This window comes from Pectobacterium punjabense (assembly GCF_012427845.1).
GTDB lineage: Bacteria > Pseudomonadota > Gammaproteobacteria > Enterobacterales > Enterobacteriaceae > Pectobacterium > Pectobacterium punjabense.
In genome coordinates this window covers 4685852-4699659 of the sequence record NZ_CP038498.1, presented here as the reverse complement: position 1 = coordinate 4699659, position 13808 = coordinate 4685852, and the positions used below count along the sequence as shown (strand labels likewise).

Below are 13808 nucleotides of genomic sequence, written 5' to 3'. Positions count from 1 at the left end.
GTGCCCTGAATTTTATGCGCTTTCTTCCACTTTAACCTTTCCTTTATATTTCCTCCCTGTTCAGCTCCGCCATTTCCCGCTACAGTGAAAATCCTACGATTGCGTCAGAAGGTGGCTGCCATGCTGTATATCTTTGATTTGGGTAATGTCGTCATTGATATTGATTTCAAAAGAGTATTGGGCGTCTGGAGTAATCTGAGCAGCGCGCCGCTCGCAACGTTGCAAGAGCGCTTTGTCATGGGCGACGCGTTTGAACAGCATGAGCGGGGCGAAATTAGCGACGAGGAATTTGCCACCAGGCTGTGCCAGGAAATGGGCATCGCCCTGAGCTTCGAGCAATTCACCGCTGGCTGGCAGGCTATTTTTATTGCACTGCGTCCTGAGGTTATCGACATCATGCAGCGTTTGCGTCAGGAAGGACACCGCGTGGTGATTCTGTCGAATACCAATCGTCTCCATTGTTCACACTGGCCAGCATTGTTTCCAGAAGTGGGGGATGCGGCTGACAGACTCTATTTGTCGCAAGACATTGGGCTACGTAAACCTGAATTGGCGATTTATCACTATGTCCTGACACAGGAAGGTGTTACGCCTGAGCAGGCCGTGTTTTTTGACGATAATTCTGCAAATATTGATGCTGCGCAGAGTCTGGGCATTCACAGCATTCTGGTGACCGATCGTCACGTGGTTCCAGACTTTTTCGCTATGCAGACAACGACGGCCAAAGCATGATTTGTATCGCAGGGGCGGACATAGCCCCTCTTGGGAATGATAACATCAGGAGTAGTTGGGTTTTATGATTGCGCTAATTCAGCGGGTTTCCAGCGCCAGCGTTACGGTAGAAGGCAGTGTGGTTGGGGAAATCGATAAAGGTTTGCTGATCTTGCTGGGCGTTGAGCAGGGCGATGACGAACAAAAAGCTACACGACTTTGCGAGCGCGTGTTGGGCTACCGGATATTCGGTGACGATGACGGGAAAATGAACCTCAATGTGCGTCAGGCATGCGGTAATGTGCTGGTGGTTTCCCAGTTTACGCTGGTGGCCGATACGCAGCGTGGTATGAGACCTGGATTTTCCCGTGGTGCACATCCCTCAGAGGCCGATCGCCTCTATCAGTATTTTGTTGGGCAGTGTCGTGAGCAAGGCGTTCATACAGAAACGGGGCAGTTCGCGGCGGATATGAAAGTGGCATTGGTGAATGATGGCCCGGTGACGTTCTGGTTACAGACATAAAGCTGCTGTTCCGTGTATCAGTTTGAGATCTTATGAACCATGGTGCAACAAAGCATCATCGGCATAGAGGAAGGGCTATGTATCATCTGAGAGTACCTGAAAGCGCGGAAGAACTGGATGCGTACTATCAATTTCGCTGGGAAATGCTGCGTAAACCCCTACACCAGCCGCTAGGCTCCGAACGTGATGCCTATGACGCGCTGGCACATCACCAAACGGTGGTTGATGAGCAGGGGAAGCTGGTCGCGATTGGGCGTCTTTCTATCAATGCAGATAATGAGGCGGCAATCCGCTTTCTAGCTGTTCATCCTGACCTACGGGGGAAAGGGTTAGGAACACTGCTTGCGATTACTCTGGAGTCTGTAGCACGTCAGGAAGGCGTTAAACGCGTGGTCTGTAGCGCCCGTGAAGACGCAATGGACTTCTTTTCCAAACTAGGTTTTGTTAATCAGGGGGAAATCACTGCGCCGCAAACGACGCCTGTTCGGCACTTCCTGATGATCAAACCGGTGGTGACGCTGGATGATATCTTGCACCGCCCTGACTGGTGCGGGCAGTTGCAGCAGGCTTGGTATGATCATATCCCTCTGAGTGAAAAAATGGGGGTACGGATAAGCCAGTACACCGGGAAGAAATTTATTACTACCATGCCTGAAGCGGGTAATCAGAATCCGCATCACACGCTTTTTGCCGGCAGTATGTTTTCTCTCGCAACGCTAACGGGTTGGGGGTTGATCTGGCTGTTGCTGCGTGAACGGCATCTTGGTGGAACGATCATTCTGGCGGATGCGCATATTCGTTACAGTACGCCAGTCAGTGGCCGACCAAGCGCTATTGCCGATTTGGGGTCGCTGAGTGGCGATCTGGATCGTCTGGCTCGAGGGCGTAAGGCGCGCGTGCAGTTAAACGTCGAGCTGTTCGGTGATGACAATAAAGGGGCGTTATTTGAAGGGGTGTATATCGTGCTGCCTGCTCAGCCGGATGCGCCATTGGAAGAGGGGGGATCGGAAGTCGATTAACCCGTTACTGAGCCTTATGACGTTCTTCCCATCCGTACATCACGCTTCACGCTAGCCCGCAGTACCCCGTCAGAGTAACCCCGTGGTTTTTACGGGGTTTACCCTATTTTTCAGCATGTTATTAATCTGTGAATGCTTTTAACGTCTTTGAAAACGTAATATTTATGGCGTTTCCGTCACCGTTCCCTGATGCATTTGCTGTCTGATGGGATGATCATTGCTATCCACACCTTGTAGCGTGCCAGTTAGCGTCGGCTTCAGCGGTGTATCCGCGGCAAGCCGCCCATTTAACTGCAATTGCAGATTGGTGTTGCCTGTTGGTGCGGTTGCGGGTTCTGGCCATCCCCAACGTGTCAGAACATCTAGCGGTACGGCGCGCCCTGTCAGCGATAGGGAAAAGTTGCGTGCGGGTTGCTGATTGATGGTTGCTTTAGCATCCAGCATGCCATTCTGCGTAAATGCACTGAGTTCATTAATGGCGAGCTGGTTATCATCGGCGACCAATGCCAGAGAAGGGCGACGAACATCAACTTTATTGAACGTTGCGTCACTGGCATTAAGAGTCAACGATCCTGTCCACACTCCCCATTGGTGATTGCGAGCCAGCAGCAAATCGCTGCCATAACCATCCAATGCGGTTAGCTGGAAAGGAAAATCCGGGTTGATATCGATTAGCAGGTTACGATTCGCCGTGAATTTTCGCACATTCACTTCTGCCAGCCATGATGGCAGTGTCGCTTGCCAACGTTGACGCCAGTCGCTGGGGAGTGTGTACTCCATCCCGGCAACAACAAATTCATTCAGCTGTAAGCGCCGATTGCTCCGCTGCCAGTTGCCGTTGGTCCGCAGTAAACCGCCTTCCCAGCGTGTGGAGAACTGCTTGATGTTAACACCCGCTGGCGACAAATCCAGATTCACGATCGGGTCGATAAGGTGCATGTTGCCGTTCACAATATCGGTCGCATTGAACGACAGCGTCCCCCCTTCGCTCTGCCAGTCATTCTGCTTAAACGTGACATTTTGTAGGGCAACATCCAGGTCGATAAACGCCCAGCCCGGCCCTTCAATACGAGCATCAATCAGGTCAAAGCGGTTAACCGTAACCGAAGGTAGTTCGGTTACGGGCTGCCAGAAGGCTTCCGGCGTTCTCTGCGTTTGCAAACGGACATTGCTGAGTCGGAGATTACCGATCTGCCAACTGCCGTCTTCCGCGCGGCTGGCGTTGCCTGTTAGCTGCCCCTGGGCAACATCGGCGCCGAAATTGCTCAAAATCAGCTGGTTGTGGTTGATCTCGCCTTGAACTAATACCTGACTGGCAGGAATATCGTTGAGCTCAAGCGAACGGGCGCTGAGCTGGAACTGCCCTTGTTTGCCCAGTAGATAACCCGCTTCGGGCTGCCACGGCATTATGCCGCCGTTGATCTGCTGACCATTCAGGCGCCAATCACCGTCCTTTGCCTGTAGTGCCATGGTACGCAGTTGTAGCACATCGGCTTCGATAGGGAGCGTGGCGGCCTGTGGGGAAAGGTTCAGCGTACCGCCTTCCAATTCCAGGCTGGCGAAATGGCGCGGATCGGTAATTTGACGCACGCTAAACCCGGCTGAGACCTGCTTTGCGGTGAGGGTCGGCGGCTGGTTTTTCTGACCAAAACTGACATCGGTGAGTTGGATATGATCGGCTGTTGACCAGCCATGATTGATTTTTCCCAGTGATAACTGGTAGTCGGTGTTCTGGTTTACCCAATTACTCACCCAGCCTGCCGCCCAACTGGTTTGCAGTAATACATATACGACCACTAGCGCTAAAAAGGCCAGCAGCAGTAGGGTCAGCAATAATTTCCCGATAAATTTCATCGTGTCAGTCCATGCCAATCGTCAGGGAGAACTGTTCTTATGCCGCAATTTCCCTGAAGGCTCAATAGGTAATGCTGTTACAGACAGTAAAAAGCGAGCGGTGTTGCATCACCGCTCGCTTTTACATGAATTGAACAGAAATTATTGCGTACTGGCGCTATTTTTCTTCGTGTGGGAAGACCATATTCAGTACGATTGCGGTAATGCCGCCAGCGGCAATACCGGAAGACAGCAATGTTTTAATCCAATCCGGTGCGAATTGCAGAATCAACGGCTGCTGTGATACGCCAAGGCCGACAGCCAGTGACAGTGCAATAATCATGATTGCACGGCGGTTCAGCGGTTCACGCGATACAATGCGCACACCAGAGGCGGCGATCGTACCAAACATCACGATAGTGGCGCCGCCCAGAACCGGCTCTGGAATATGTTGCACAAATCCGCTGACCGCAGGGAACAGCCCTAGCGCGATCAGCATCAGTGAAACCACGAAACCGACATATCGGCTAGCAACGCCGGTAAGCTGGATGACGCCGTTATTCTGGCCGAAGCAAGAGTTCGGGAAGGTATTGAATACAGCGGACAGGCAAGAGTTCAGACCGTTTGCCAGCACGCCGCCTTTCAAGCGTTTCATGTACAGTGGGCCTTTGACGGGCTGCTCGGAAACGTCGGAGGTCGCGGTGATATCACCGATGGTTTCCAACGATGTGACCATGAAGACCAGCATCAGCGGAATCAACAGATTCCAGTCAAAGCCTAAACCGTAATACAGCGGCGTGGGCACCATGATGGCTGTATCGTGTTGCGAGGATGTGTTTTCCGGCAGCATACCCATTAGCCAGGCACCCAGATAACCCACCGCCATGGCAATCACCAGCGAGGCGACGCGCAGGTAGGGGTTACGCTGGCGGTTCAGCAGAATAATCACCAGCAGCACCACACCTGCCAGCAATAAGTTCTTAGGCGCACCGAAGGTGTTATTACCCATCGCGGCATAACCACCGCCGATAGAGGTCAGGCCGACCTGAATCAACGACAGACCAATGATCATCACCACAATGCCGGAAACCAGCGGGGTGATGATGCGGCGAGTTAAATGCAAAAAGCGTGAAAGAATGATTTCGGTGAAGGACGCGACCATCAGCGTACCGAACAGCGCAGCCATCATCGTGGGAACATCCGCTCCACCATTCTTCAGCGCCAGCCCACCCATAATCAGCGGCGTCACGAAGTTAAAGCTGGTGCCCTGAATAGATAGAAGACCAGAACCGACGGGACCCCAGGTTTTAATTTGGAGAATAGAGGCCAGGCCGGAAGCGAAAAGCGACATGCTGATGATGCGCTGCGTATCCTGAGCGGGTAAACCTAATGCCTGACAGATCAGTAGCGCGGGGGTAATCACAGCAACAAACATGGCCAACAGGTGCTGGCTGGCGGCGAACAGCGTTTGCGGCAGCGGTGGCCTGTCTTCAAGACGATAGATAAGTTCACTGCGCTGAGGAGTGGCAGCGGCTTCGGTTTGGGACGTTTCCGTGGTGGTAGTCATGATGTAAGTTGGCGTTCCTGAAACGACAAAGAGCGCATTTTAATGATCTCTTTGTCGAAAGCAAACGTTTGCTAACGTTTGTCCACATGATTTTTAGGTTATGAAATAGCCCATCAGACAGATGTTTTCCCTTTGTGAGAATATTATTAATGATGAAAATAGTCTCGAAAAAGGCAATCATAGCGACCTTATATAAGGTAATTTTAAATTAAATATGTTTTTTATCTTATAAAAAATGGATTCCATCATTTTTATTCTAATAAAAAATAATGCTGTGTGAGTTTGTTATAACACTAATTTAATATAATTACCTTGTTAATTATATTAAATTAAAATAGTCCCGTGATAATGATTTATTTCAACTAGATTAAATCATTTTTCTTGATATATAATGGCTTCGATGAATTCATAGTCATTTTATTAAAGTTGCAGGGAGCGACTTCCCCCTCCTTTTTGCACTAAATAAAATATTTTTCATTTAAAATGATCAAGGATGATGATATGAAAGTAAAAATAGTGTTAATGGCGCTATTTTTTTCCACAGCAGCTCAGGCTGTTGTCACTGAACTAAATGATGCTCAGCTTGCTAATATCCATGGGAAAGGTTTAATTACGCCTATCCCTGGTATTATTTACCCGCCTCTTTTTCCACCGAAAAAGCCATGGACAGGAACAGGATCTGGTTATGTAAACCCATGGGTAAATATTAAATTCCCTAAATATTCGACTCTTAATATGGCTGGTAATCCTGGGATAAAAGCACCTTTAGAAGGGTTTCTGACGATTACTGAAAGGGAACCTTTTTATGGTATCCATTATATAAATATGTTACATAATTTTGGTGTTGACGAGGATCACAAAAATTATTTTCCTAATAGTGAGTATTTCCAAAAAGGTGCGATAACGATAACTGATACTGGTAACGGGAATAAATATACCGTAATAGGTGATATATGGCGAGCCTCGAAAAGTAAAAATGGAGGGTTTAATGATGCTAATGCTCCTATTGTTGAAGAATATTATCGTGTTATAAACAATGATGGAACTATGTCAAATACAGCGCTTAGATGGGCTAAATGGACTAGAAATATTAATGTGACAAGTTGGTGATGATAATGATTCTGCGAATTTTTGGTGCGGCAGCATTATTTTTCATTGGACCAATAGCTAGTGCGGATACAATCGAGTTAAAAAATGGGGATAACATTTCTGGGCATGTTATCTCCTTTAAAAATGGTGTTTGTGTTTTTGGAACCATTTATGAGTCTAGTATTAGGATAGCTGCAAAAGACATTGTTTTTATTAATACTGATAATGAGTTTACTGTTGCATTAAATAATGGTGATCGTGTCACTGGCTATCTTACAAAATCGGATAACAAACAAAAAATCACTCGTCATAATGTAAGTTACGATTTTAATTTTGAAGATGTTAAAGATTTTGATATCGTCAGGGATAGAGAAAATGTTATTTCAAAAATAGATAAAAAACAAGAAGAGTATAGCGCACCGATTAGTTACCTGTCAGATTATACTGTTCTTCTTAATCCAGGTGAGACGGATGTTGATTTTGGATTTAAATATAGGACATACAAATCGATCTCATCTCTGCCATTGCAAGGTCCTTATCAGGTTTCTAGTTATTCAGTTAAAAAACTATATCTTTATGTGTCTCCTCGATTTGGTGTGACTGAAAATTTAAGTGTATGGTTTAATTTACCTTATACATATACTCGGATTGAAGATGTATCAAGTAATGCCTGGAGTCGTAGTGCGGAAAATGGACACGTTGGTGATATATCTACGGGTATACAATATCGAATTCTTAAAGAGTCAATGGAATTTCCGGCAATTACTGGGTCTCTTTCTATAGGAATACCGACAGGAAGAAAAGAATTTGTTGAAAAACTGGACTCCTGGAAACAACCGTTGAACAACAGTGAAGGTTATTGGAGCGTCACTCCGGCGATTAGTTTTGTGCGTATCGTAGATCCTGTGACATTTTTTGGTGGCGTTTCATACGAAAAAACGTTTGAAACGAATAAAGGAAAAGAGAAAATAAAAGTAGGCGATACGGTGTCTCTTTATCTTGGGTCTGGATACTCTTTGAATAACATGTCTTCTTTTGGTTCTAAGTTTACTTACGCATGGACCGATAAGATGAAGTATTATGGTACTACCATGAAAGGAACTGATTCAGAAACCGAGTTACTTTCATTTTATTTCTCTTATCTACTATCCAGTAAATTGAGTATTATGCCAGAAGTAACTTTTCCTTTGGATTCTACAGGTACTACTGTTGGAATCACAATGACTAAGAATTTCTGATGAAAAGTTTATTGTGCATTTTTATTATGTTGATAATGAACTATTCATATGCCTATAACACATCGATTAAAGGGTGGGTTAATTTGCGTATGGATGGGATTACTCGGCAAACTACAGATTTTTCATGTGGACCTGCGGCACTGTCTCTTCTTTTGAATATGAAATTTGGCATCGACATTAAAGAAATAGAAATAATCTCCGATATCATTTTTCGATCTGATAGTGGAGCAGAGAGAAGTAAGATAGAGAATGGATTCTCACTTCTTGATTTAAAACAGCAGGTAGAGCGATTGGGATACCCTGCTAAAGGTGTTAAATTTGAAATTGATAATGAACTTGTTATATCTGAACCGATTATTATTCCTATCGAAGGGCCAGAATACATACACTTTGTTGTGCTTGATAGAATGAATAAAGAAAATGCAACGCTTTATGATCCTGAAATTGGAAAGATAAATATGCCAATTTATGAACTAAAGCACCGATGGAAAGGGTATGCATTATTAATAGGGGGGTAGTATGTCTAATGATATCAATGGTTTTTCTCGACTCCAAGGTGTTGATAATACATGGAAAATTCAACGTGATAAAAAAAATGGAGTTTTCAATGAAATATTAAAAACAGCCACTGACGAGTATAATAAGAAAAATAATTCATCTGTTTCTCTTGTCAGCGCACAAACGGGGAAAAATGTTTTTAATGTTTTTATTGAAAATTTTACAAATAATAAACTTGACGTATCTACAGAGATAAATGGATCTAAAAATTTATCTAAAGAAGAGAAGTTTATTTTGAATGGAGCTAATTCCTTGCTAAGGAATAGAATTATTTTCAATAAATATATATCTCAACTGGAAAACCCAGAATCGCGTATTGGAACCGTCACTTTTGTTAAAATATAGTATTTTTAAAATCTAAAAATATAGCTGATATCATCAGGCGTTTGTGTAGCGTACCCGCTCGGGTAGCCAGCGTTCGATGAGCGCAATGGCGTGCTCGGGATAGTGCTCATGCAGATGGCGGGCAACGCGGTGTACCTGTGGGATCAAATCCCGATCGCGCAGAAGATCGGCCACTTTGAACTCGGCATTGCCCGTTTGCCGCGTACCCAATAATTCCCCTGGTCCGCGAATTTCCAGATCGCGCTGGGCGATGACAAAGCCGTCATTGCTATCGCGTAGAACCTGAAGTCGTTTTTGTGCGGTTTTGCTCATCGGTGTTTTGTAGAGCAACACACAGTGGGATGCCACCGCACCGCGCCCAACGCGACCACGTAATTGGTGCAATTGCGCCAGACCCAGACGCTCCGGGTTCTCAATGATCATCAGGCTGGCATTGGGTACATCGACACCGACCTCGATGACGGTTGTTGCCACCAGAAGTTGCAGTTCACCCTGTTTGAAAGCCTGCATCACCGCCTGCTTTTCCTGCGCTTTCATGCGGCCATGAACCAACCCAACCTTGAGATTCGGTAGCGCAGCCTTCAGTTCTTCGCTGGTGGCTTCCGCTGCCTGTGCTTCCAAGAGGTCGGATTCTTCAATCAGTGTACAGACCCAGTAAGCCTGCCGACCTTCCTGCTGACAGGCGCTATTCACTCGTTCGATGATGTCGCTGCGGCGTGAATCTGGTATGGCGACCGTGGTGACAGGGGTTCTGCCCGGCGGTAGCTCATCAATAACTGAGGTATCCAGATCGGCATAGGCCGTCATCGCCAGCGTCCGGGGAATAGGGGTGGCGGTCATAATCAGTTGATGAGGATGAAAGCCTTGTTCTTCGCCTTTTTCCCACAGAGCAAGGCGTTGATGAACGCCAAAGCGATGCTGTTCGTCAATGATGACCAAGGCCAGCCCGTTGAATTTCACCTGTTGCTGGAAAATGGCGTGGGTCCCGACAACCATGGAAACCTGACCGTTAGCAATGGCGTCCTGCTGCGCCTGACGCGCTTTTCCTTTTTGTTTGCCAGCCAGCCAGCCGACTTCAAGCCCTAGCGGTTCAAACCACTGACGGAAGTTATGAGCGTGCTGTTCGGCCAATAGCTCTGTTGGTGCCATTAGCGCGACCTGCTTGCCATTGGCAATAGCACGTAATGCGGCCAACGCGGCGACCAGTGTTTTCCCTGAACCCACGTCACCCTGTACCAGACGCATCATCGGGAAATCTTTCGCCATATCCGTTTCGATCTCCGCCACGACACGATCTTGTGCCTGCGTAGGGGTGAACGGTAGGGCGGAGAGCAGTTGCTGTTTCAAGCTGTCTTTAGCGGGTAGCGGCGAAGCTTTATGGCGCTGTTCCCCTGCTCGTACGGCGAGCAGGCTCAGGTTATGCGCCAGCAATTCTTCCATAATCAGCCGCTGCTGCGCTGGGTGTTTCCCATGCTCAAGCTCGCTGAGCTGCATATCCGGTGAGGGACGATGTAACGTGCGCAGCGCGTCCGGTAGGCTAATGAGCGATCGGCTCAGTGATTCAGGCAGTAATTCATCGATGTGGTTTGCGGTGAGTAGCTCCAGCGCCTGATCGGTGAGTTTGCGCAGGGTCGCCTGACGAATGCCCTCTGTGGAGGGGTAAACAGGCGTCAGCGATTCCTGTAGCTCAACTTGGGTATTATCCCCCTGAACACGGTATTCAGGATGGATGATTTCTGCGCCGATTTTACCGCGCTTGATTTCGCCATAAGCGGTAACACGTTGCCCCGGCGCGAGGCTGTTTTTCATCGCTGCGCTGAAATTAAAGAAACGCATGGTCAGCATGCCGCTGCCGTCGCTGATTTGGCAGGTCAGCATACGCCGGCTGCCAAAGGTGATGTCGTTGCGTAGGATTTCACCTTCCACGGTGGCATACATGCCGGGAAGGAGGTCACCAATCGGGTAAAGGTGCGTGCGGTCTTCGTAACGCAGGGGCAAATGCAGCAATAAATCCTGCACGGTTTCTAGCCCGAGTCGGGCGAGTTTTGCTGCCTGACTGGCACCCACGCCGGCAAGTGTGCTTAGCGGTTGGGTGTTTAGCAGGCGGCCTTTCATCAGCACTCCGACGATTGCATCGCGGCCCACCACGGGGTATCCGCTACAATCTGACCCTGATGGTCAATATAAGGGCGAGGTAGTCCTTTACGTTTTGCGACGCGCGCCAGTACCGGATAACCCCCTTCAAACAGCAGGCGCTGCTGCTCTTCTTCATTCAACGGGCTGTCTTCACGCTGATACATGCCAGCGATCTGGCGCTGGCGCTGTGCTTCATACAGGATCAATGCTGAGGCCACGGAGACATTCAGCGACTGCACCATGCCGGTCATCGGAATGATAATATCCCGATCGGCCAGTTTGAGCGCTTCGGCAGTAATTCCGGTTTTTTCTTGTCCGAGCAGAATACAGGTCGGTAGGGTGTAATCAATTTCCCGAAAATCGACCGCATGTTCAGACAAATTGGTCGCCAGAACCTGCATCCCCTCATCCTTCAGATGGCCGACCGCATCATGTATGGTGCGATGGGTTTTAACTTCTACCCAGCTATTACTGCCCGCAGCGGAGGAAACCAGCGTTTTCATTCGGCTGGTGGGCCAAATGGCATGAACCTGATGTACGCCGACAGCATCCGCAGTGCGGATCACGGCAGAAATATTATGCGGTTTATGCACCTGCTCCATGCAAATCGTCAGATCGGGCTGACGGCCGTTCAGCATTTCTTTTATGCGTGCATAACGTTGAGGAGTCATGACGGCTAATTTCGGTTACGGTTAACTTTGATGACATCCGGCATTACGCGAATTTTACGCATAATATTAGCCAAATGAACGCGATCAAGGGTAGTGAGGCGGATAAAGGCGCTGTATACGCGGCCGTCCCTCTCTTCCGTATTGATGCTCTGAATATTGGAGTTCGCGGCGTTAATCGCTGCCGTCAGATTCGCTAGTGCGCCCTGATGGTTGAACATATCCACTTTGATCTCAGCGATGAACTCTTGTTCTGTCACCTTATCCCACTCTACCGCCATGAATTTCTCAGGTTCTTTCTGATAGCCGCGAATGTTGCGACAGGATTCATGGTGAATCACCAGCCCTTTACCGGGGCTGACGTGGGCAATGATCGGATCGCCTGGGATGGGGCGACAGCATTTGGCGAAGGAAAGCATCACGCCATCTGCGCCTTTGATTGGCAGCTTGCGCAGCCCAGTGGTTCCCAATTCAGATTGCTCGTTCAGCAGATTTTTCGCCACGACAACGCTCATGGCATTACCCATACCAATTTCCGCCATCAGATCGTCCAGCGTAGCGAGCTTCATGCGCTCAAGCTCCAACTGAACCGACTTTTCAGGGATATCGGAGAGTTTGCGGCCGTTGCCTAATGCGTGGTTCAGTAAACGACGTCCGAGACTCACGGAATCATCACGTTTGAGGTTTTTCAGCATCTGGCGGATTTTGGAACGCGCTCTGGAGCTAACCACAAAGTTAAGCCATGCGGCATTTGGTCTGGCGCCCGGTGCGGTAATGATTTCAACGGTTTGGCCGCTGGTAAGCGACTGTGACAGCGGGTAAGGCTGACGGTCAACGCGTGCACCGACGCAGGCGTGGCCGATATCAGTGTGCACCGCGTAGGCGAAATCGACAGGCGTCGCGCCAGCGGGGAGTTCCACAATGCGGCCTTCCGGCGTAAAGACGTACATCTCGTCAGGGAAGAGATCGGACTTAACGCTTTCGATAAATTCAAACGAGCTGCCAGCACTTTGTTGGAGTTCCAGCAGGCTTTGCATCCAGCGTTGAGCGCGTACCTGTGCGGTAGTGCTGCTCTCGCCTTCTTTATAGGCCCAGTGCGCGGCAACACCCATTTCCGCCATTTGATCCATGTCGTCGGTACGAATCTGTACTTCGACCGGTACGCCGTGCGGACCAATCAGAGACGTGTGCAGCGACTGATAGCCGTTGGCTTTGGGAATGGCGATATAATCTTTCACCCGGCCTGGGCGCGGTTTATACAGGCTGTGAACCTGACCGAGCACGCGATAGCAAGTATCCAATTCTTTGACGATGACCCGAAACGCGTAGATATCCATGATGGAGTGAAAACGCTGCTCTTTCAGGTGCATTTTGCAGTAGATGGAGTACAGGTGCTTTTCGCGACCGCTGACGCGGCAGGCAATCCCTGCTTCTGTCAAACGACCTTCGATTTCCGATAGGATTTTCTGAATCATTTCCTTGCGATTACCGCGTGCGGCCTTAACGACCTCTTTAATGACGCGATAGCGGTTCGGATACAGCGCCTCAAAACCCAGCTCTTCCAGCTCGGTTTTGAGGTGATGAATACCCAGTCGGTGTGCCAGTGGGCTGTATATTTCCAGCGTTTCACGGGCAATGCGGCGACGTTTGTCTGGGCGTAATGAACCCAGCGTGCGCATGTTATGGGTACGGTCTGCAAGTTTGATCAGGATGACGCGAATGTCCTGCACCATCGCCATGATCATTTTGCGAAAGTTTTCAGCCTGCGCTTCTTTCTTATCGCGGAACTTCAGTTTGTCCAGCTTGGATACGCCCTCTACCAGTTCAGCAACGCTTTTACCAAAAAGCTGTTCCATGTCCTGATAGGTGGCGGGGGTGTCCTCTATGACATCATGCAGCAGTGCTGCCATCAGCGTTTCGTAATCGAGACGCATCTCCGCCAGAATGCAGGCGACGGCAACAGGGTGTGTGATATAGGGTTCACCGCTGGAGCGAGTCTGCCCCTCGTGAGCATCACGTGCAACTAAGTAAGCCTGCTGTAAACGTTTGATCTGATCTTCGGGAAGATAACGTTGAATCAGCAGATTAAGGCTTTCAAAAATGTACAAGGGCGACTCGTGG

12 protein-coding genes are annotated in these 13808 nt (G+C 48.6%); 7 read left to right on the top strand and 5 right to left on the bottom strand.

Annotation, left to right across the window (positions count from 1 at the left end):
- The first annotated feature begins 120 nt into the window (after positions 1–120).
- The 3 genes from yihX (at position 121) to fabY (ending at position 2253) form a co-directional block, all read left to right on the top strand.
- Positions 121–732 carry a glucose-1-phosphatase gene (gene yihX, locus E2566_RS21255; RefSeq protein WP_107169358.1) on the top strand — a complete coding sequence of 204 codons (612 nt, stop codon included), beginning with the start codon at positions 121–123 and terminating at the stop codon, positions 730–732.
- Positions 733–796: 64 nt separating this feature from the next.
- Positions 797–1234, top strand: coding sequence for a D-aminoacyl-tRNA deacylase (gene dtd, locus E2566_RS21250; protein ID WP_107169357.1), 438 nt, complete (start codon positions 797–799; stop codon positions 1232–1234).
- Positions 1235–1311: 77 nt separating this feature from the next.
- Positions 1312–2253, top strand: a complete 942-nt coding sequence (gene fabY, locus E2566_RS21245) for a fatty acid biosynthesis protein FabY (RefSeq protein ID WP_107169356.1) — start codon at positions 1312–1314, stop codon at positions 2251–2253.
- Positions 2254–2415: 162 nt separating this feature from the next.
- Here the strand turns inward: fabY and E2566_RS21240 are convergent, their stop codons facing one another.
- A complete protein-coding gene (locus tag E2566_RS21240) occupies positions 2416–4107 on the bottom strand; it encodes an AsmA family protein (protein ID WP_107169355.1) in 1692 nt (563 codons plus the stop codon).
- A gap of 157 nt (positions 4108–4264) precedes the next feature.
- On the bottom strand, positions 4265–5653 hold the full coding sequence (locus E2566_RS21235) for a nucleobase:cation symporter-2 family protein (protein WP_107169354.1): 1389 nt from the start codon (positions 5651–5653) through the stop codon (positions 4265–4267).
- A gap of 501 nt (positions 5654–6154) precedes the next feature.
- On the opposite strand from E2566_RS21235, the gene E2566_RS21230 reads away from it, so the two are divergent.
- From E2566_RS21230 to E2566_RS21215, 4 genes are read left to right on the top strand one after another with little or no spacing between them, the layout of a single operon-like run.
- Positions 6155–6763 carry a hypothetical protein gene (locus E2566_RS21230; RefSeq protein ID WP_107169353.1) on the top strand — a complete coding sequence of 203 codons (609 nt, stop codon included), beginning with the start codon at positions 6155–6157 and terminating at the stop codon, positions 6761–6763.
- A gap of 5 nt (positions 6764–6768) precedes the next feature.
- Positions 6769–7980 carry a transporter gene (locus tag E2566_RS21225; RefSeq protein WP_133169858.1) on the top strand — a complete coding sequence of 404 codons (1212 nt, stop codon included), beginning with the start codon at positions 6769–6771 and terminating at the stop codon, positions 7978–7980.
- Positions 7980–8498 carry a C39 family peptidase gene (locus tag E2566_RS21220; RefSeq protein ID WP_107169351.1) on the top strand — a complete coding sequence of 173 codons (519 nt, stop codon included), beginning with the start codon at positions 7980–7982 and terminating at the stop codon, positions 8496–8498. Before E2566_RS21225 ends, E2566_RS21220 begins: the two co-directional genes overlap by 1 nt.
- A gap of 1 nt (position 8499) precedes the next feature.
- Positions 8500–8883, top strand: coding sequence for a hypothetical protein (locus E2566_RS21215; protein ID WP_107169350.1), 384 nt, complete (start codon positions 8500–8502; stop codon positions 8881–8883).
- Between the two features lie 33 nt (positions 8884–8916).
- Here the strand turns inward: E2566_RS21215 and recG are convergent, their stop codons facing one another.
- Genes recG through spoT form a run of 3 tightly spaced genes read right to left on the bottom strand, consistent with a single transcriptional unit; the run spans position 8917 to position 13795 of the window.
- Positions 8917–10998 (bottom strand): ATP-dependent DNA helicase RecG, encoded by a 2082-nt coding sequence (gene recG, locus E2566_RS21210; RefSeq protein ID WP_107169349.1) that lies wholly within the window; start codon positions 10996–10998, stop codon positions 8917–8919.
- The gene (trmH, locus tag E2566_RS21205) at positions 10998–11690 is read right to left on the bottom strand and encodes a tRNA (guanosine(18)-2'-O)-methyltransferase TrmH (RefSeq protein ID WP_107169348.1); all 693 of its coding nucleotides are present in this window, start codon (positions 11688–11690) and stop codon (positions 10998–11000) included. Before trmH ends, recG begins: the two co-directional genes overlap by 1 nt.
- A gap of 5 nt (positions 11691–11695) precedes the next feature.
- On the bottom strand, positions 11696–13795 hold the full coding sequence (spoT, locus tag E2566_RS21200) for a bifunctional GTP diphosphokinase/guanosine-3',5'-bis pyrophosphate 3'-pyrophosphohydrolase (RefSeq protein ID WP_107169347.1): 2100 nt from the start codon (positions 13793–13795) through the stop codon (positions 11696–11698).
- Positions 13796–13808: the final 13 nt, after the last annotated feature.

Coding starts and splice junctions, on each gene's coding strand:
- dtd (WP_107169357.1), top strand. CDS start 797: ATGATTGCGCTAATTCAGCGGGTTTCCAGCGCCAGCGTTACGGTAGAA.
- recG (WP_107169349.1), bottom strand. CDS start 10,998: ATGAAAGGCCGCCTGCTAAACACCCAACCGCTAAGCACACTTGCCGGC.
- fabY (WP_107169356.1), top strand. CDS start 1,312: ATGTATCATCTGAGAGTACCTGAAAGCGCGGAAGAACTGGATGCGTAC.
- E2566_RS21240 (WP_107169355.1), bottom strand. CDS start 4,107: ATGAAATTTATCGGGAAATTATTGCTGACCCTACTGCTGCTGGCCTTT.
- E2566_RS21230 (WP_107169353.1), top strand. CDS start 6,155: ATGAAAGTAAAAATAGTGTTAATGGCGCTATTTTTTTCCACAGCAGCT.
- E2566_RS21220 (WP_107169351.1), top strand. CDS start 7,980: ATGAAAAGTTTATTGTGCATTTTTATTATGTTGATAATGAACTATTCA.
- E2566_RS21225 (WP_133169858.1), top strand. CDS start 6,769: ATGATTCTGCGAATTTTTGGTGCGGCAGCATTATTTTTCATTGGACCA.
- E2566_RS21215 (WP_107169350.1), top strand. CDS start 8,500: ATGTCTAATGATATCAATGGTTTTTCTCGACTCCAAGGTGTTGATAAT.
- trmH (WP_107169348.1), bottom strand. CDS start 11,690: ATGACTCCTCAACGTTATGCACGCATAAAAGAAATGCTGAACGGCCGT.
- E2566_RS21235 (WP_107169354.1), bottom strand. CDS start 5,653: ATGACTACCACCACGGAAACGTCCCAAACCGAAGCCGCTGCCACTCCT.
- yihX (WP_107169358.1), top strand. CDS start 121: ATGCTGTATATCTTTGATTTGGGTAATGTCGTCATTGATATTGATTTC.